Origin of the sequence: Pseudaquabacterium terrae (assembly GCF_013266755.1) — a bacterium.
In the GTDB taxonomy this organism is placed as follows: Bacteria; Pseudomonadota; Gammaproteobacteria; order Burkholderiales; family Burkholderiaceae_C; genus Pseudaquabacterium; species Pseudaquabacterium terrae.
The window spans coordinates 90259-109213 of the sequence record NZ_JABRWJ010000005.1; the positions used below are offsets into that span (position 1 = coordinate 90259).

Annotated in this window: 16 protein-coding genes and 1 tRNA gene; 4 read left to right on the forward strand and 13 right to left on the reverse strand. The window is 68.8% G+C overall.

What is annotated here, in order from left to right; translation table 11 throughout:
* Nucleotides 1-19 precede the first annotated feature (19 nt).
* The 10 genes from HLB44_RS16405 to rpsB form a co-directional block, all read right to left on the reverse strand.
* On the reverse strand, nt 20-538 hold the full coding sequence (locus HLB44_RS16405) for an OmpH/Skp family outer membrane protein (RefSeq protein ID WP_173124440.1): 519 nt from the start codon (nt 536-538) through the stop codon (nt 20-22).
* Entirely contained in the window at nt 538-2844 is a 2307-nt protein-coding gene (bamA, locus tag HLB44_RS16410) for an outer membrane protein assembly factor BamA (RefSeq protein ID WP_173124441.1), read from the reverse strand. The genes HLB44_RS16405 and bamA overlap by 1 nt, the downstream gene beginning before the upstream one ends.
* Before the next feature lie 10 nt (nt 2845-2854).
* A complete protein-coding gene (gene rseP / locus HLB44_RS16415) occupies nt 2855-4225 on the reverse strand; it encodes an RIP metalloprotease RseP (RefSeq protein ID WP_173124443.1) in 1371 nt (456 codons plus the stop codon).
* Complete coding sequence (gene ispC, locus HLB44_RS16420; protein ID WP_173124445.1) at nt 4222-5406, reverse strand: 1-deoxy-D-xylulose-5-phosphate reductoisomerase; 1185 nt, start codon at nt 5404-5406, stop codon at nt 4222-4224. Before ispC ends, rseP begins: the two co-directional genes overlap by 4 nt.
* Nucleotides 5407-5439: 33 nt before the next feature.
* Nucleotides 5440-6279: a phosphatidate cytidylyltransferase gene (locus HLB44_RS16425; protein WP_173124447.1), complete on the reverse strand. Its 840-nt coding sequence runs from the start codon at nt 6277-6279 to the stop codon at nt 5440-5442.
* Nucleotides 6280-6287: 8 nt separating this feature from the next.
* Nucleotides 6288-7013, reverse strand: a complete 726-nt coding sequence (gene uppS / locus HLB44_RS16430) for a polyprenyl diphosphate synthase (protein WP_343051350.1) — start codon at nt 7011-7013, stop codon at nt 6288-6290.
* A gap of 19 nt (nt 7014-7032) precedes the next feature.
* Nucleotides 7033-7593, reverse strand: a complete 561-nt coding sequence (gene frr / locus HLB44_RS16435; RefSeq protein ID WP_173124449.1) for a ribosome recycling factor — start codon at nt 7591-7593, stop codon at nt 7033-7035.
* 19 nt (nt 7594-7612) lie between these two features.
* Nucleotides 7613-8323 carry a UMP kinase gene (gene pyrH, locus HLB44_RS16440; RefSeq protein ID WP_173124451.1) on the reverse strand — a complete coding sequence of 237 codons (711 nt, stop codon included), beginning with the start codon at nt 8321-8323 and terminating at the stop codon, nt 7613-7615.
* A gap of 108 nt (nt 8324-8431) precedes the next feature.
* Nucleotides 8432-9328 (reverse strand): translation elongation factor Ts, encoded by an 897-nt coding sequence (gene tsf / locus HLB44_RS16445; protein ID WP_173124453.1) that lies wholly within the window; start codon nt 9326-9328, stop codon nt 8432-8434.
* A gap of 75 nt (nt 9329-9403) precedes the next feature.
* Nucleotides 9404-10147 carry a 30S ribosomal protein S2 gene (rpsB, locus tag HLB44_RS16450; RefSeq protein WP_173124455.1) on the reverse strand — a complete coding sequence of 248 codons (744 nt, stop codon included), beginning with the start codon at nt 10145-10147 and terminating at the stop codon, nt 9404-9406.
* A gap of 191 nt (nt 10148-10338) precedes the next feature.
* On the opposite strand from rpsB, the gene HLB44_RS16455 reads away from it, so the two are divergent.
* From HLB44_RS16455 to HLB44_RS16465, 3 genes are all read left to right on the forward strand, one after another.
* Nucleotides 10339-11673, forward strand: a complete 1335-nt coding sequence (locus tag HLB44_RS16455) for an amidase (protein ID WP_173124457.1) — start codon at nt 10339-10341, stop codon at nt 11671-11673.
* Between the two features lie 110 nt (nt 11674-11783).
* Nucleotides 11784-13061 carry a D-amino acid dehydrogenase gene (locus HLB44_RS16460; protein ID WP_173124459.1) on the forward strand — a complete coding sequence of 426 codons (1278 nt, stop codon included), beginning with the start codon at nt 11784-11786 and terminating at the stop codon, nt 13059-13061.
* A gap of 8 nt (nt 13062-13069) precedes the next feature.
* Nucleotides 13070-14548: an NAD(P)H-hydrate dehydratase gene (locus HLB44_RS16465; RefSeq protein ID WP_173124461.1), complete on the forward strand. Its 1479-nt coding sequence runs from the start codon at nt 13070-13072 to the stop codon at nt 14546-14548.
* 36 nt (nt 14549-14584) lie between these two features.
* On the opposite strand, the gene rnr is transcribed toward HLB44_RS16465, so the two are convergent.
* The gene (rnr, locus tag HLB44_RS16470) at nt 14585-16798 is read right to left on the reverse strand and encodes a ribonuclease R (RefSeq protein ID WP_173124462.1); all 2214 of its coding nucleotides are present in this window, start codon (nt 16796-16798) and stop codon (nt 14585-14587) included.
* Nucleotides 16799-16870: 72 nt separating this feature from the next.
* Between rnr and HLB44_RS16475 the strand changes: the two genes are divergently transcribed.
* Nucleotides 16871-16955, forward strand: a tRNA-Leu gene (locus HLB44_RS16475).
* An 81-nt stretch (nt 16956-17036) separates the two neighbouring features.
* Here the strand turns inward: HLB44_RS16475 and HLB44_RS16480 are convergent.
* Complete coding sequence (locus tag HLB44_RS16480) at nt 17037-17558, reverse strand: phosphoribosyltransferase (RefSeq protein ID WP_173124464.1); 522 nt, start codon at nt 17556-17558, stop codon at nt 17037-17039.
* 14 nt (nt 17559-17572) lie between these two features.
* Nucleotides 17573-18913 (reverse strand): adenylosuccinate synthase, encoded by a 1341-nt coding sequence (locus HLB44_RS16485; RefSeq protein ID WP_173124466.1) that lies wholly within the window; start codon nt 18911-18913, stop codon nt 17573-17575.
* Nucleotides 18914-18955 lie beyond the last annotated feature (42 nt).

Genomic DNA, 18955 nt, shown 5'->3' on the forward strand with positions numbered 1-18955 from the left:
CGCACGGGAAACGAAGCCGTCAGCGGCCGGCCGGCGCGGCGTTGAGCGCCTTGATCACCTTCTCGGTGATGTCGACACGCGGGCCGGCGAAGACGACGTCCTGCAGGATCAGGTCGTACTTCTCGGCGTCGAAGATCTGCTTGATGACCTTGTTGGCGCGCTCGACGATGCCGGCGGTCTCTTCGTTGCGGCGCTGGTTCAGGTCTTCCTGGAACTCGCGGCGCTTGCGCTGCAGGTCGCGGTCGGCTTCGACCAGCTCGCGCTGGCGGCGGTTGCGCTCGGCTTCGGGCAGCGTCGGGGCGTCTTTCTCGAGCTTGTCGGCGGCCGCCTTGAGCTTGGCGCCCTGGTCGTTGAGGTCCTTGTCGCGCTTGCTGAAGTCCGCTTCCATGCGCTGCAGCGCGGCTTTCGCCGGTGCCGCTTCGCGCAGCACGCGCTCGCTGTTGACGTAGCCGATCTTCAGGTCCTGCGCCTGCGCGCTGCCCAGTGCCGCAACGGCTGCGGCGGTCACGACCAGGGACTTGAAAAACTTGGTGATCATCAGAACGCAGTCCCGATCTGGAATTGGAAACGCTGGATTCTATCCGTGGGCTTGCTGCGCACCGGGGTGCCGTAGCTGAGCTTCAGCGGGCCGACCGGCGAGATCCACGACAGGCCGACACCTGCCGACGCGCGCAGGCTGCCGGCGTCCAGCCGCTCGCCCTCGCGCCAGACGTTGCCGGCATCGGCGAACGCGAAGATGCGCAGCGACTTGTCGTTGCCGGTGCCCGGCACCGGGAAGTACAGCTCGGCATTGACGTTGAGCTTGCTCGCGCCGCCGACGTAGGCACCGGTCGGATCGATGACGCCGAGCGAGTTCTGCTCGAAGACGCGCACCGAGCCGAGGCCGCCGCCGTAGAAGTTCTTGAACACCGGGAACGGTCGGCCGCCGAGGCCCTTGCCGTAGCCGAGCTCGGCGTTCAGGCCGAGGCTCATCTTGTTGTTCCAGAACGGGATGTACTGCTGCCACTGCAGGTTCGAGCGCAGGTAGCGCACGTCGCCGGCGACGCTCCATTCGAGGTTGACGCGCTGGAACTTGCCGGCGGTCGGCGTGACCACGCTGTCGCGGCTGTCGCGGGCCCAGCCCAGCGTCAGCGGCACCGAGGTGCTGCGCGGGCCGTAGCGGAAGCGGTAGTCGAAGTAGCTGTTCGGAATGCCGGCGGTCGTGCCGATGTTCGTCTGCTCCAGGCCGATGCCGAAGAACACCGTGTCGAACTCGGTGAAGGGCACGCCGAAGCGCACCGTCGCGCCCGGGTTGCTGATCTGGTACTCGTCGCCCAGGCTGTTGAACGGCCGCGTCGTGCGGTAGAAGACGTCGAGCGAGCGCGAGATGCCGTCGACAGTGAAGTAAGGGTCGACGGTGCTGAAGACGAGGCTGCGCTGGCTCTTGCTGGTGTTGACCTCGAAGCCGAGGTAGTTGCCCGAGCCGAACACATTGTCCTGGCGGATCGATGCGTTCAGTGCCAGCCGGTCGGCGCTCGAGAAGCTGACGCCGAACAGCAGGTTGCCGGTCGGCCGCTCGACGACGTTGACGGCCAGGTCGACCTGGTCGGGCGCGCTGGCGACCTCGTTGGTGTCGACGTTGACTTCCTTGAAGTAGCCCAGGCGCTCGACCCGGTCGCGCGACAGCTTGATCTTGCCGCCGTCGTACCACGAGGACTCGAGCTGGCGGAACTCGCGACGCACCACTTCGTCGCGCGTGCGCGTATTGCCGGCGACATCGATGCGCCGCACGTAGACGCGGCGTTGCGGATCGGCGGCCAGGGTCAGCCCGACCTGGCCCGTCGCGCGATCGATCTCGGGCCGCGCGTCGATGCGCGCGAACGCATAGCCATAGACGCCAAAGCGCTCGGCCATGGCCTTCGTCGTCTCCGCGACCGCGGCGGCGCGATACGGCTCGCCGGGCTTGATCGACACCAGTTCCTTGAACTCGTCGTCCTTGCCGAGGTACTCACCCTGCAGCTTGACCGAGGTCACCGTGTAGGGCTGGCCTTCCTTGACGGTGATGGTGATCGAGATGTCCTGCTTGTCCGGCGAGATCGTCACCTGCGCCGATTCGATCTCGAACTCGAGGTAGCCGCGATTCAGGTAGTACGAGCGAATCGTCTCGAGGTCGGCGTTGAGCTTGGCGCGCGAATAGCGGTCGTTCTTCGTGTACCAGGTCAGCCAGCCGCCGACGGTCAGGTCCATCAGGCCGGTCAGCGTCGATTCGCTGAAGGCCTTGGTGCCGACGATGCGGATGTCCTTGATCTTCGCGGCGTCGCCTTCGGTCATCGTGAAGGTCACGTTGACGCGGTTGCGCTCGGCCGGCGAGATCGTCGTGACGACCTCGGCGCCGTACAGGCTGCGCGACAGGTACTGGCGCTTGATCTCCTGCTCGGCGCGCTCGACCAGCGCGCGGTCGAAGGGCAGGCCCTCGCCGATGCCGGCATCCTTCAGCGACTTGATCAGCGTGTCCTTGTCGAACTCCTTCAGGCCGGCGAAGTTGACCGACTGGATGACCGGGCGTTCTTCGACGACGACGATCGCGACCTTGCCATCGATCTCGATGCGCACGTCCTTGAACAGGCCGGTCGCGAACAGCGCACGCAGCGCGGCAGCGCCCTTGTCATCGGTGTAGGTGTCGCCGACGCGAAACGGCAGCGCGGCGAACACGGTGCCGGGATCGGTGCGCTGCAGGCCTTCGACACGGATGTCGGCGAGTGCGAACGGCTCGACCGCAAACGCAGCCGGGGCCGCGAGCGTCGCGATGGCGGCCACGGCGATGGCCGCAGGGCGATTCAAACTCGACGGAAAAATCGAAAGCATTCGGGTGGGTTCAGTGCAGGCCCAGCAGGCGGGCCACGTCGTTGAAGAGGGCTACCGACATCATCGCCAGCAGGACTGCGATGCCGCCGCGCTGTAGACGCGCGAGCCACAGGTCGGAGACCGGGCGCCCGGTCAGGCCCTCGAAAAGATAATACATGAGGTGTCCGCCATCGAGCATCGGCAGCGGCAACAGGTTCAGCACGCCCAGGCTGACGCTGACCAGCGCGAGGAAACCGAGGTAGTACGCGAGGCCCTGGTTGACCGATTGGCCCGCATAGTCGGCGATCGTCAGCGGACCGCTCAGGTTGCGGATCGAGGCCTGCCCGATCAGCATGCGGCCGAGCATGCGCAGCGTCAGCACCGAGACCTCCCAGGTGCGCGCGGCACCGCGCTGCAGGCCTTCGATGAAGCCGAACTGCACGGTGACCATTGCCGGCGGTTGGCCGGGCGCAAGGTCGACGCGGCCGACACGGCGTTCACCGTCGCGCGCGACACGCGGCGTCACCACGATGTCGAGCCCCTGGCCCTGGCGCTCGATGCGCCAGCGCATCGGCCGGCCGGTGTCGCCGTCGACTGCCGCGCTGACGCGCTCGCGCAGCGCATAGGCATCGTTGATCGGCACATCGTCGATGCGCAGCACGCGGTCGCCGCTGCGCAGCCCTGCCGCTGCGCCCGGACCGCCGGGCTTGATCTCGCCGAGCACCGGTTCGCTGAACGGCAGGCCGAGGCCGATGCGCTTCATCATCGCCGCATCGATCTCCTTCGACTCGAGCTGGTCGAGCGCCAGCACGATCTCGCGCCGCTGCACGCCGCGCGCATCGCTGACCTGCAGGCGCAGCGGCCTGCCCTGCAAGGCGTGCTGCGTGACCTGCCAGCGCAATTCGCTCAGCGAACGCAGCTCGTTCCAGGCGCCATCGTCCTCGCCATAGGCCAGGACCCAGTCGCCCGAGCGCATGCCGGCGCGCTCGGCCAGGCCACCGGCGGCCGGCGTGCCGAGCAAGGCCTTCGGCTCGTCGACGCCGATCCAGTGCGACGCGGCGTGCAGGACGACGGCGAGCAGCAGGTTGGCGATCGGCCCGGCGGCGACGATCGCCGTGCGCTGCCACAGCGACTTGCGGTTGAACGCGCGATCGAGCTCATGCGGCGCGACCGGCCCTTCGCGTTCGTCGAGCATGCGCACATACCCACCGAGCGGCAGCGCCGACAGCACGAACTCGGTGCTGTCGGGCGTCGCCTGGCGGCGCCACAGCACGCGGCCGAAGCCCATCGAGAAACGCAATACCCTGACGCCGCAGGCCACCGCGACGCGGTAGTGGCCGTACTCGTGCACGACGATCAGCACGCCGAGCGTCAACAGGAAGGCAAGCACGGTGGTGATCATCGGCGGCTCCGTTCCACGGCCGCCAGGGCCGCCGCGCGGGCGCGCGCGTCGAGTGCGAGCAGTGCATCGAGGCTGTCGGCATCGCCGCTGCGCGGCTCGAGCGCCTCGACGATCGCGGCGTTGATGCGGTGGATATCGGTGAAGCGGATGCGCCGCTCCAGGAAGGCGGCCACTGCGACCTCGTTGGCTGCGTTCAGCACCGTCGTGCTGCCCTCGGCGGCATGCAGCGCCGCGTACGCGAGGCCGAGCGCCGGATAACGTCCATGGTCAGCGGCCTCGAAGGTCAGCGCCTGCAGCGCCAGGAAATCGAGCCGGCTGGCACCCGACTCGAGCCGCGCCGGATGCGCGAGGCCGACGCTGATCGGCACCTTCATGTCCGGCGTGCCGAGCTGCGCCAGCACCGAGCCGTCGCGGCAGACAACCATCGAGTGGATGATGCTCTGCGGATGCAGCACGACGCGAACGCGCTCGGGCGCCAGGTCGAACAGCCAGCGCGCCTCGATCACCTCGAGCGCCTTGTTCATCATCGTCGCCGAGTCGACCGAGATCTTGCGGCCCATCACCCAGTTCGGGTGCGCGCAGGCTTCGTCGGGAGTCACGTCGTCGAGGCTGCGTGGATCGCGCGCGCGGAACGGCCCGCCGGAGGCCGTCAGCACGATGTGATCGATGCGCTCGGGCCACTGCCGCCGGTCGTCGGGCAGGCACTGGAAGATCGCCGAGTGCTCGCTGTCGATCGGCAGCAGTGTGGCGCCGCCCTGGTGCACCGCCTGCATGAACCAGCGGCCGCCGACGACGAGCGCTTCCTTGTTGGCCAGCATCAGCCGCTTGCCGGCGCGTGCCGCGGCGATGCACGGGGCCAAGCCGGCGGCGCCGACGATCGCCGCCATCACGCTGTGAACCTCCGGATGCGCCGCGAGGTCGCACAGCGCCTGCGTGCCGTGCAGCACCTCGGTGCGCACGCCCTCGGCCTGCAGCACGGCGCGCATCTCCCGCGCCTGCGCTGCGGTCGCCACGGCCGCGAAACGCGGACGCCAGCGCCGGCACAAGGCGATCAGCTCGTCGACACGCTGCTGCGCCGTCAACGCGAAAACCTCGAAACGCTCGGGATGCAGTGCGATCACCTCGAGCGTGCTGAGACCCACCGACCCGGTGGCTCCGAGAATGCATACGCGCTGGATCATCGACAACCTGCTCTCACGACTGCCAAGCAACTTCTAGAGGTGGGCCAGCGCGAGCGCCACCGGCAGCACCGGCAGCAGCGCATCGACCCGGTCGAGCACGCCACCATGTCCCGGCAGCAGGTGGCTCGAATCCTTCGCGCCGGCGGCGCGCTTGACCAGCGACTCGAAGAGATCGCCGACGACGCTCAGGCCCGCCAGTGCCAGCGCGGCAATCGCCATGCCGGCCAGCCCGATGCGCAGCGACAGCACCGTGAACAGGCTCATCGAATCGAAGTCCCAGCGCTGATCGGCGGCCAGCCACAGCGCCGCCAGCAGCAGCACGCCGGCCATGCCGGAGAACACGCCTTCCCAACTCTTGCCGGGACTGATGGCCGGCGCCAGCTTTCGCTTGCCGAACGCGCGGCCGCCGAAATAAGCCGCAATGTCAGCGGCCCAGACGATGCACAGCACCGACAGCAGGAAATTGATGCCGATGACCCGTGCGTTGGCCAGTGCCCACCAGCCCAGCCACAGCAGCGCCAGGCCGATCAGCACGCGCAGTGCCGCGGGCACCGCGGGCCAGCCAACCGGGCCGCCTCGCAACACCGCAGCTCCGCCGAGCACCCAGACCGCGACACCGAGCCACCATGGCCACGCCGGTCCGGCGCCCAAGGGACCCAGCAGGCCGGCCACCCCGCACGCGACGGCCAGCGCGACGCCGCAGGCGATCGCTGCGGGCGGTGTCGCGAGGCCGTTCAGTCGCGCCCATTCCCAGCCGGCCGCGCTGATCAGCACCAGCGTGAACAGCACGAAGGGCATCGGATGCGGCGCGAACAAGGCCGGCAGCAGCACGGCCATCAGGATCACGGCGGTGATGACGCGCTGGCGCAGCATCGCGCAGCTCAGGCCGGATGCGCGGCGGCACCCATGTTGAGTGCACCGAAGCGGCGCTCGCGCCCGGCATAGGCGGCCAGTGCGGCGTCGAGCTCGGCCTCGCCGAAGTCGGGCCACAGGCAATCGGTGAACAGCAGCTCCGAATACGCGGCCTGCCAGAGCAGGAAATTGCTGATGCGGACCTCGCCGCCGGTGCGGATGAAGAGATCAGGATCGGGCGCATGGCCCATTGCCATGTAGCGCGACAGCGCTTCCTCGTCGATCTGCTCGGGCTTGAGGCCGTCGGCGACCGCGCGGCGGCAGGCCTGCACCATGTCCCAGCGGCCGCCGTAGTTGAAGGCCACCGTCAGCGTCAGGCGGTGGTTGCTCTTCGTGGCCTCTTCGACGTCGTTCCAGGCCTTGCGCAGGCGGTCGGAGACCGCCTCGCGGTCGCCGGCGATCACGACTCGCACGCCGTTGCCGACCATCTTCTGCATGTACTTGGCCTGCGCGACGAGCACCAGGCCCATCAGCCCGGACACCTCGTCGGCCGGGCGCTTCCAGTTCTCCGACGAGAACGCGAAGACCGTCAGGTAGCGGATGCCGCGGTCGGCGCAGGCGTCGATGATCCGGATCAGCGCATCGACGCCGGCCTTGTGGCCGAAGAAGCGCGGCAGGAAGCGTTTCTTCGCCCAGCGCCCGTTGCCATCCATCACGATGGCAACGTGCTGCGGAATCGACAGGTCGCGATGCACGGCGGGCTTCGGGCGGTGCTCAGACCGCCATGATGTCGGCTTCTTTCGAATGCACGAGCTTGTCGATCTCGGCGACGGTGCGGTCGGTCAGCTTCTGCACCTCGTCCTGCGCGCGGCGTTCCTCGTCCTCGGTCGCCAGCTTGTCCTTCAGCAGCTTCTTCAGGTGCTCGTTGGCATCGCGGCGCAGGTTGCGCACGGCGATCTTGGCTTCCTCGCCCTCGTGGCGCGCGACCTTGGTCAGTTCCTTGCGCCGCTCCTCGGTCAACGCCGGCATCGGCACGCGCAGCAGGTCACCCTGGCTCGACGGATTCAGGCCGAGCTCGCTCTCGCGGATGGCCTTCTCGATCTTCGGGCCCATGCCCTTTTCCCAGGGCTGCACGCCGATCGTTCGCGCATCGAGCAACGAGACGTTGGCGACCTGGCTGATCGGCACCATCGAGCCGTAGTAGTCGACGTGCACCTGGTCGAGGATGCCCGGATGCGCGCGACCGGTGCGGATCTTCTGCAGCTCGCTGCGCAGCGCCTCGGTGGTCTTGGCCATCTTGAACTCGGCGTTCTTCTTGATCTCGGCGATCGTCATGGTGATGACTCCTCAGCTCTCAAACGTGGACCAGCGTGCCCTCGTCCTGCCCCAGCACCACGCGCTTGAGCGCACCGGGCTTGAAGATCGAGAACACCTTGATCGGCAGCTTCTGATCGCGGCACAGCGCGAACGCGGTCGCGTCCAGCACCTGCAGGTTGCGGGTGATCGCTTCATCGAACGTGACGCTGGCGTAGCGCGTCGCCGTCGGGTCCTTCTTCGGATCGGCGGTGTAGACGCCATCGACCTTGGTCGCCTTCAGCACGATCTCCGCGCCGATCTCGGCGCCACGCAGCGCGGCCGCGGTGTCGGTGGTGAAGAACGGGTTGCCGGTGCCTGCGGCGAAGATGACGATCTTGCCTTCCTCGAGGTACTGCAGGGCTTTCGGCCGCACATAGGGCTCGACGACCTGCTCGATGCTGATCGCCGACATCACGCGCGCGGTCATGCCTTCCTGGCGCATCGTGTCGGCCAGCGCCAGCGCGTTCATCACGGTGGCCAGCATGCCCATGTAGTCGGCGGTCGCTCGGTCCATGCCGACCGAGCCGCCGGCGACGCCGCGGAAGATGTTGCCGCCGCCGATCACCACGGCGACCTCGCAGCCCAGCGCGGTGATCTCCTGCACCTCGCGCACGATGCGCACGATCGTCGCGCGGTTGATGCCGTAGGCGTCGTCGCCCATCAGGGCTTCACCCGAGAGTTTCAGCAGGAGGCGCTTGTAGGCGGGCATGCGTTCGGTTTCTCCGCTCGGGGTCGGGCACAAAAAGGGGAGTTTAAAGGGCGCCGCGAGGCGCGGCGCCCGGGCCGCCAGGCGCTTTACCTGGCGGCAACGAAGGGCTTACTGGCCCTTCGCGGCAGCGACCTGCGCCGCCACTTCGGCCGCGAAGTCGTCGACCTTCTTCTCGATGCCTTCGCCGACGACGTAGAGGGTGAAGCCCTTCACCGTCGTCGCCTTGTCCTTCAGCATCGCGCCGACGGTCTGCTTGCCGTCGGCGGCCTTCACGAAGACCTGGTCGAGCAGCGACACTTCCTTCAGGTACTTCTGCACCGAACCTTCGACCATCTTGGCGACGATCTCGGCCGGCTTGCCGGACTCGGCCGCCTTCTCGGTGGCGATCTTGCGCTCGAGGTCGATCTTGTCGGCCGGCACGTCAGCGGTCGACAGCGCGACCGGCTTCATCGCGGCCACGTGCATCGCCACGTCCTTCGCGGCGACGTCGTCGCCCGTGAACTCGACGACCACGCCGATGCGCGTGCCATGCAGGTAGCTGGCGAGCTTCTGGTCGCCGGCGTAGCGCTTGAAGCGGCGGATCGCCATGTTCTCGCCGATCTTGCCGATCAGGCCCTTGCGCACGTCTTCCACCGTCGGGCCGAAGCCGTCCTGCGACAGCGGCAGCGCCGACAGCGCGGCCACATCGGCCGGGTTGTGCTGGGCCACCAGCTCGGCGCACGACTTGACGAAGGCCAGGAAGGAATCGTTCTTCGAGACGAAGTCGGTCTCGCAGTTGACCTCGATCATCGCGCCGGTGCTGCCATTGACCACCGCCGACACCACGCCTTCGGCAGTGACGCGCGAGGCGGCCTTGCCGGCCTTGCTGCCGAGCTTGACGCGCAGGATCTCCTCGGCGCGGCCCATGTCGCCGTCGGCCTCGGTCAGTGCCTTCTTGCACTCCATCATCGGGGCGTCGGTCTTCGCGCGCAGCTCGCCGACCATGCTTGCAGTGATTGCAGCCATCTGAAATTTCTCCAAACAACGTTTGCGAAAAAGGGGCTGTAGAGCCCCTCGTTCAAGACCGGGGCGAGGGGCGCCTCAAGCGTCTTCGTTGACTTCCACGAACTCGTCGGCGCCGGCAACGGCCTGCGTGACTTCGTTGATCGCGTTGGCCTTGCCATCGGTGACCGCATCGGCGACCGCGCGGGCATACAGCGCGACGGCCTTGGCCGAGTCGTCGTTGCCCGGGATCACGTAGTCGATGCCGTCCGGCGAGTGGTTGGTGTCGACGACGCCGATGACCGGGATGCCGAGCTTCTTGGCTTCGGCGACGGCGATCTTGTGGTAGCCGACGTCGATGACGAACAGCGCATCGGGCAGCGCGTTCATGTCCTGGATGCCGCCGATGTCCTTCTCGAGCTTGGACAGCTCGCGTTCGAACATCAGCGCTTCCTTCTTGGTCAGCTGCTCGAGGCCGGTTTCCTTCTGGGCCTGCATGTCCTTCAACTTCTTCAGCGAACCCTTGACGGTCTTGAAGTTGGTCAGCATGCCGCCGAGCCAGCGCTGGTCGACGAAGGGCATGCCGGCGCGCTGCGCTTCCATGTTGATGACGTCGCGCGCCTGGCGCTTGGTGCCGACCATCAGGATCGTGCCGCGCTTGCCTGCGAGCTGGCGCACGAACTTCATCGCTTCCTCGAACTTCGGCAGCGTCTTTTCGAGGTTGATGATGTGGATCTTGTTGCGATGGCCGTAAATGAACGGGGCCATCTTGGGGTTCCAGAAGCGGGTCTGGTGTCCGAAATGGACACCCGCTTCCAGCATTTCACGCATCGTGACTGACATGGAGTAGCTCCAAAGGTTGGGTCTAGAATCCGGCGCGAATCGCTGACGTCGTTACGCGGTTTTCTCCTCGTAGCACGCAGTCAGCGACACCTTTTCGAAGCCGGTTCGCGATTGGTTCGTCTGGATCGGTTTTCAGAGCATCCGGTGAAAGCGTCCGGTGCTGCCTTTCGGTGACCGGGCTTGAATGCCGCATGCAGATCCAGATAAACCCAAAGAGTATAGCAGCGGGCACGATCAGCGCCCGCGAGGCGCTGCGCGAGTCGCAGGTGCAGGGCGACGCGCCGGCATGCCGCCATGTCTTTCTGCGGCGCTTCGATGCCGCGGCCGACGCCACGGCGCAGGCGGTCGATCGCGCTCGCGACGCCGGGCTGCCGCTGCCCGTGCTGGCCGGCGTGCCGATCTCGATCAAAGACTTGTTCGACGTGGCCGGCCAGCCGACCACCGCAGGTTCACGCTCGCTGGCCGATGCGCCGCCGGCAGTGCGTGACAGCACGGCCGTGGCCCGGTTGCGCGCCGCCGGTGCGGTGCTCGTCGGCCACACGAACCTGACCGAGTTTGCGTTTTCCGGCGTCGGCATCAATCCGCACCACGGCACGCCGCGCAACCCTTGCTCGGTCGCAGAGGCGCTGATCCCCGGCGGCTCGAGCTCAGGGGCCGCCGTCTCGGTGGCTACCGGCGCGAGCTGGGCCGCACTCGGTTCCGACACCGGCGGCTCGATCCGCATCCCGGCGGCGCTGCAGGGCCTGGTCGGTTTCAAGAACACGCAACGGCTGACGCCGCTCGAAGGCTGCATCCCACTGTCGCCGACGCTGGACACGACCTGCGCCATCACGCGCAGCGTCGGCGATGCGGTGCTGGTGCACGGCATCCTGTCCGCGCGGCTGCCGCAGCCGCTGCGCCGCCCGTTGCGCGCCTTGCGTCTGGGCGTGCCGTCGACGCTGATGCTCGATGCGCTGGCGCCGGACGTCGCGGCAGCCTTCGACAGCGCGCTGCGCCGCCTTGCTGCGGCCGGCGCGCAGATCGAAACCCTGCCGCTGCCGGCACTCACCGACATGGCCGGCCTGCAGGCCCAGGGCGGCTTTGCCGCCGCCGAGGCCTGGGCCTGGCACCGCCAGCGCCTCGCCACGCGCGAAGCCGACTACGACCCGCGCGTCGCGATGCGAATCAAGCGCGGTGCGGCGATCAGTGCCGCCGACTACCTCGACCTGCAACAAGCCCGCCGCTCGTGGATCGAGCGCGTCGAGCTCGCGGTGCAAGGCTTCGATGCGCTGCTGTCGCCGACCGTGCCGATCACGGCGCCGCCGCTGGCGCCGCTGCTGCACGACGACGATGCCTTCTTCGCGACCAACGCGCTGCTGCTGCGCAACCCGTCGGTGATCAACCTGCTCGACGGCTGCGCCCTCTCGCTGCCCTGCCAGGCGCCCGGCACGCTGCCGGTCGGCCTGATGGTCTGGGCACCGGCACTGTGCGACGACGCCGTGCTCGGCGTGGGTCTGGCGATCGAAGCCGTGTTGGCCGGAGCCTGACGCCATGGAGCCCCCACGCTCACTGCGTTCGCTGCCCCCAAGGATCCGAAGGATCCCTTGCGGGATCCCCGGGGTGCGTCAGTGCCTTCGGGCGGCCGGGCGGCACTGACATGCGGATTGCCGTGATCGGCGCCGGCATCATCGGCGTCACGACTGCCTACGAGCTGGCCGCGGACGGCCACGAGGTGACCGTCTTCGAGCGCCGCAGCAGCGTCGCCGAAGAGACCAGCTTCGCCAACGCCGGCCTGGTCGCGCCGGGTTATGTCACGCCGTGGGCCGCGCCGGGCATGCCGGCGAAGGTCTTCAAGCACCTGTTGAGCCGCCATGCGCCGGTGCGGCTGGCGCGGCCGATGGCGCGCGGCCAGCTGCGCTGGATGTGGCGCTGGTGGCGCGCCTGCAGCGCGGCGAGCTTCCAGGCCAACCGCCAACGCATGCACCGACTGGCACGCTACAGCCAGCAGCGGCTGGCCGCGCTGACGCATGACCTGCGGCTCGACTACGAGCAAAGCAGCGGATACCTGGTGTTGTTGCGGTCGCAGCAGGACCTGGTGCTCGCCCGCACGAGCCTGAAGCTGCTGGCCGAGCTCGGCGTGAGCTTTCACCTGATCGACGCGGCCAAGGCGCGCCTGCTCGAACCCGGACTCAACCCGCAGACGCCCCTGCACGCGGCCGTGCACTTGCCGAACGACAGCGTCGGCAACTGTCGGCAGTTCGCCCACCTGCTGCGCGGCGAAGCGCAGCGACTGGGCGCCGACTTCCGCTTCCAGCACCAGGTGCTGGGCTTGCGCGGCGGCAGCGTGCCGATCGTGCAACACCGCGCTGTCGACAGCGACGCTGCAGCGACCGAGGACCGCTTCGACGCCATCGTCGTCTGCGCGGCGATGGGGGCGCCCGCATTGCTGTCGCCGCTCGGCTGCCGGCTGCCGCTGGTGCCGGTGCACGGCTACTCGATCACCGCGCCGCTGCGCCAGATCGACGGCCACCCGACGCCCGGGCCGCGCTCCGCGGTGATGGACGAGCACTACAAGGTCGCCATCTCGCGCATGGGGCAGCGTGTGCGCGTGGCCGGCAGCGCCGAGCTCGGCGGCCGCCTCGACCGCCACAGCGCGCCGGCGCTGCAGACCCTCTACAAGCTGCTCGACGACTGGTTCCCGGGCTGCGCCCAGCTGTCCCAAGTCCAGGCGTGGAAAGGCGCACGCCCGATGCTGCCGGACGGTCCGCCGGTGCTCGGCCGCAGCGGCACCGACGGTATCTGGCTGAACCTCGGCCACGGCTCCAGCGGCTGGGCCTTGAGTTGCGGCTCGGCGCGCGCGCTGGCCGACGTGATCGGCGGCCGGCCCGCGCCGATCGACCTCGAGGGCCTGGGCATCGAACGGCTGAAGCGCTGAGGCGAACGATGCTGCATCGCGTGCTGCCGTCCGAACGCGCCTGGCCGCTGTACGACACCGCCGCGACGCGCGCACGCGAGCAGGCGGCGCAATCCGAGTTGCCGCCGCACACGCTGATGGAGCGCGCCGGCCTGGCCGCGGCGCGGCTGGCGCTGGCGACTGCGCCGCATGCGCGCGTGGTGTGGGTCGCCGCCGGCGGCGGCAACAACGGCGGCGACGGCCTGATCGTCGCGCGCCACTTGGCGGCCGCCGGCAAGCAGGTCAGCGTCGGCTTGTTCGGCGATCCGGCACGCCTGCCCGCCGATGCGCGGCACGCTTACGACACGGCCGCGGCCGCCGGCGTGCGCTTCGATCAGGCGCTGCCGGACGACGCCGGGCTGATCGTCGATGCACTGCTGGGCATCGGCGCGCAGCAGCCGGTGCGCGCCGAGATGGCGCGCCTCATCGAGCGCATCAACGCCTGCGGCGTCCCGGTGCTGGCGCTCGATCTCCCCAGCGGCCTGCCGGCCGACACCGGCGCGGCGCGCGGCCGTGCCGTGGTGCGCGCCGACCACACGCTGTCGCTGCTGAGCCTGAAGCCGGGCCTGTTCACCGCCGATGGCCGCGACCACGCCGGCCAGGTGTGGTTCGACGACCTCTCCGTGGACGCCGCCGCGCAGGACGCAACGGCAATCCTCGCCGGGCCGCCGCGCGTGGCGCTGCGGCGCCACGTGCAGCACAAGGGCAGCTTCGGCGACGTGCTGGTGATCGGCGGTGCGGCCGGCATGGGTGGCGCCGCGGCGCTGGCGGCGCGTGCCGCATCCGCAGCCGGCGCCGGTCGCGTTTTTCTCGGCCGGCTCGGTGGCGCGGATCGTGGCTTCGACGAACTGCGCCCCGAGCTGATGCTGCGGCCCGCGGCCGAGCTGGTGCAGCCGATGCGCCTGGCCCGCGCGACGGTGGTCTGCGGCTGCGGCGGCGGCCAGGTGATTGCCGAATGGCTTCCTGCCGTGCTCGCCCATGCCATGAAGCTGGTGCTCGACGCCGATGCGCTGAATGCGATCGCCGCCGCGCCAGCGCTGCGCGCGCTGCTGGCCGGCCGCGCGGCGCGCGGCCTGCCGAGCGTGGTCACGCCGCATCCGCTCGAGGCGGCGCGCCTGCTCGGCAGCAGCGCCGCCGACGTGCAAGCCGACCGGCTGCGCGCGGCGACGCGCCTGGCGCAATCGCTGTCGGTCAGCGTGCTGCTCAAGGGCTCGGGAACCGTGATCGCGACACCGGGCCAGCAACCGATCATCAACCCGACCGGCAATGCGCGGCTGGGCAGCGCCGGCAGCGGCGACGTGCTCGCCGGCTGGCTGGGCGGGTTGTGGTCGGCCCACGCCGACTGGAGCGCCACCGAGGCCGCCGCGGCGGCGGCCTGGCTGCACGGGCGCGCGGCCGAGCTCGGCGATCAGCGCCTGCCGCTGGCGGCGTCCGCGCTGGTCGACGCGCTCGCCGACGCGCTGCGCTGACACCGCCCGTTCGGGGCGCCGTGCGCGCCCGCCCGTTCAGGGCGTCTTGCGCACGCGCCCGCTCTTGCCGCCGCCGCGCTCGCGCACGGCCTTGCCGGCGGTCACCGCGCGGCCGGCGGCCACCTTCGCCCGCGCGGCCTTGGCCTTGCGGTCCTTGGCCTGCACTTCCTTCAGCGCCTGCGCGGCGCTGGTCACGGGCCTGCGGCCGCGCGACAGCAGCTGATCGGTGTCCCCCTCGCGCACCATGCGGAAGTCGATCTTGCGACCATCGAGGTCGACGCGGCTGACCTGCACCCGCACGCGCGAGCCGACGCTGTAGCGCACCCCCGTGCGTTCGCCGCGCAGCTCCTGGCGCGCCTCGTCGAAGCGGAAGTATTCGCCGCCGAGCTCGGTGATGTGCACCAGGCCCTCGACGTAGAGGTCATCGAGCGTGACGAAGACGCCGAAGCTGGTCACCGCGCTGACGGTGCCCGAATACTCCTCGCCGAGGTGATCGCGCATGAAGCGGCACTTCAGCCAGGCCTCGACATCGCGCGATGCCTCGTCGGCGCGCCGCTCGTTCGCGCTGCAGTGCGCACCGGCGGCCTCCCACAGCTCCGCCTCGTGCGAATCGACCGGTACTTTCGGCAGCGCCTTGCCGCCCTTGCGCGCCGGTTTGGCCGGGGCCGCATCCTCCATCACGCCGCCGGCCAGGTGGTAGCGCTTGGCATGCAGCAAGGCCTTGATCACACGGTGCACCAGCAGGTCCGGATAACGCCGGATCGGACTGGTGAAGTGCGTGTAGGCCTCGTAGGCCAGGCCGAAGTGGCCGCTGTTGGTCGCGGTATAGATCGCCTGCTGCATCGAGCGCAGCAGCATCTGGTGGATCTGCACCGCGTCGACGCGGTCTTTCGTGGCCTGCGCGATCGCCTGCAGCTCGCCCGGCGTCGGGTCGTCTCCGATGCTCAGGCCCAGGCCGAGCGCGCGCAGGTAGTTCTGCAGCGTCACCCGCTTCTCGGGCGTCGGCCCCTCGTGCACGCGGTACAGCGCCGGGTGCTTGTGGCGCTGGATGAAATCGGCAGCGCAGACGTTGGCCGCGAGCATCGACTCCTCGATCAGGCGGTGCGCCTCGTTGCGCACGCGCGGCACGATCTTCTCGATGCGGCCGTTGTCGTCGCAGACGATCTGCGTCTCGGTGGTCTCGAAGTCGACGGCACCGCGCGTGCCGCGGTGCTTCAGCAGCGCGCGGTAGGCCTCGTGCAGGTGCAGCAGGTGCGGCACCAGGTCCTTGCGCCGCTGCGCCTCGGCGCCGCGCGTATTGCCGAGGATCGCCGCGACCTCGGTGTAGGTGAAGCGCGCCTGCGAGCGCATCACCGCCGGATAGAACTGGTAGGCCTCGATCTCGCCCTGCGCGCTGACCAGCATGTCGCAGACCATGCACAGCCGCTCCTCGTCCGGATTCAGCGAGCACAGGCCGTTCGACAGCTTCTCCGGCAGCATCGGGATCACGCGGCGCGGGAAGTAGACCGAGGTCGCGCGCTCGTAGGCATCCTCGTCGAGCGGTTCGCCCGGCTTGACGTAGTGGCTGACGTCGGCGATCGCGACGATGAGGCGCCAGCCGTCGAACGCGCTCTTGCCGCGGCCGCGCTTGAGCGGCTCGCAGTAGACCGCGTCGTCGAAGTCGCGCGCGTCCTCGCCGTCGATCGTCACCAGCGGCACGTCGGTCAGGTCGATGCGGTGGCGCTTGTCGGCCGCGCGCAGGCGGTCCGGCAGCGCCGCGGCCTGCGCCAGCGTCTCCGCCGAGAAGCGATGCGGCACCTCGTACTTGCGCACCGCGATCTCGATCTCCATGCCGGGATCGTCGATCTCGCCTAACACCTCGGTGATGCGGCCAACCGGCTGCGAATACATCGACGGCGTCTCGGTCAGCTCGAGCGCGACGACCTGGCCGACGGTGGCGTTCGCCGTGGCGTTCTTCGGGATCAGGATGTCCTGGCCGTAGCGGCGGTCCTCGGGCGCGACGAGCCAGATGCCGTTCTCGTGCAGCAGGCGGCCAATGATCGGCGTCTTGCGGCGCTCGACGATTTCGAGCACGCGGCCTTCGGGCCGGCCCTTGCGGTCGTAGCGCACGACACGCACGCGCACGCGGTCGCGGTGCAGCACCGCGCGCATCTCCTGCGGCGAGAGGTAGATGTCGGGCTCGTTGTCGTCGCGGCGCACGAAGCCGTGGCCGTCTCGGTGCCCGAGCACGGTGCCCTCGATCTCGCTCATCAGTGCAGCGCCGAGCGGCGTCGGGTTTGTTGTCTGTGTTGTCTTTATGCTAGACTCCTAGCTTCGGTACCTGCCCAGGTGGCGGAATTGGTAGACGCACTAGTTTCAGGTACTAGCGCTTAGCGGCGTGGAGGTTCGAGTCCTCTCCTGGGCACCAAGAAAAAATGAATGGCCGACACGAAAGTGTCGGCCATTTTCCATTGCGGGCCCAGCTTCCAGAACCCGCATTGCCGCTGCATCAGACGGCAAACTTCTTCGCCAGTCCGTCCGGCCGCAAGGCGTCGTACTCCTCGAACGGCTGGTGGATCCAGGGGCTCGTCGGCAGCATCTCGACGTAGTACTCCGGCGTGTAGTTCGAAACGCCCTTGACCCAGATCACCGCGCTGCGCAGCTCGCTGATCGAGGGCAGACCGCGCAGGCGCTCGACCACCGCCTTCAGCGTGACTCCCGAGTCGGCGAGGTCGTCGACCAGCAACACGCGACCGGCCAGCTCGCCCTTGGGCATCGTGATGTACTTGGCCATGTCGAGCCGCCCCTGGATCGTGCCGGCCTCGGCGCGGTACGAGCTCGTCGACATGATCGCCAGCGGCTTGTCGAACACGCGCGACAGCACGTCGCCCGGGCGCATGCCGCCGCGCGCGAGGCACAGGATCTGGTCGAACTGCCAGCCCGACGCGGCGACCTTCAGTGCCAGCTTCTCGGTCAGCAGGTGGTACTCGTCCCAGGATACGTACAGATGCTTGCCGTCGTCGGTCAGCATGGAAGGGTCTCCATTCAGGTCTTGTAAGGATGGCGCAGAACGATCGTGTGCTCACGATCGGGCCCTGTCGAGATCATGTCGATCGGGGCGCCGATCAGGGTCTGCACGCGCTCGAGGTAAGCGCGTGCATTGACAGGCAGTTGTTCCCAGCTCGTCACGCCGAAGGTCGTCTCCTGCCAGCCGGGGAAGACCTCGAACACCGGCTCGCAGGCGACGATGTCGTCGGCATCGAGCGGCAGGATGTCGATGTCGCGGCCGCCCAGCTTGTAGCCGACGCAGACCTTGATCTCGGGCAGCTTGTCGAGCACGTCGAGCTTGGTGATGCACAGCCCCGAGACGCCGTTGATGATGATCGAGCGCTTCATCGCCGCCGCGTCGAGCCAGCCGCAGCGCCGCGCGCGGCCGGTGACGACACCGCGCTCCTGGCCGACGGTCGACAGGTGGTGCCCGACCGTGCCCGGCACATCCATCGGCAGCTCGGTCGGGAACGGACCGCTGCCGACGCGCGTCGTGTAGGCCTTGGTGATGCCGAGGATGTAATGCAGCAGGTCCGGTCCGACACCGGAGCCCGCGGCCGCATTGCCGGCGACGCAGTTGCTCGAGGTCACGTACGGATAGGTGCCGTGGTCGATGTCGAGCAGCGTGCCCTGGGCGCCTTCGAACAGCAGGTTGGCGCCGTCGCGGCTCGCGTTGTGGATGCGGTAACCGACATCGGCCAGCATCGGCTTCAGCGCCTCGGCCACCTTCATCGCCTGGTCGTAGATCGGCTGGAACTCGAGCGCCTGGCCCTTCAGGTAGCCGGCGAGCGCGAAGTTGTGCAGCTCGAGCAGCTCGCGCAGTTTCTTCGCGAAGCGCTCGGGATGCTTCAGGTCCTGCACGCGCAGCGCGCGCCGCGCGACCTTGTCCTCGTAGGCCGGCCCGATCCCCTTGCCGGTGGTGCCGATCTTGCCGGCACCGCTCGATTCGCGCAGCGCTTCACGCGCGCGATCGACCTCGACGTGGAACGGCATGATCAGCGGGCAGGACTCGCTGACGAAAAGGCGCGAGCGCACCTCGACGCCGATCGCCTCCAGCCGTTCGATCTCCATCAGCAGGTGCACCGGGTCGACGACCACGCCGTTGCCGATGTAGCACGGCACGCCCTCGCGCATGATCCCCGACGGGATCAGCTGCAGCGCCGTCTTGACGCCCTTGATCACCAGCGTGTGGCCGGCGTTGTGGCCGCCCTGGAAGCGCACGACGCCTTGCGCATGGTCGGTCAGCCAGTCGACGACCTTGCCCTTGCCTTCGTCGCCCCACTGGGTGCCGACGACCACGACGTTGCGGCCGTGGCGAATCTGATTGCCTTGTTGCATGTTGCTCTGGTCCGGTTGAATCAATGCGTGCCGCGGCGCGCG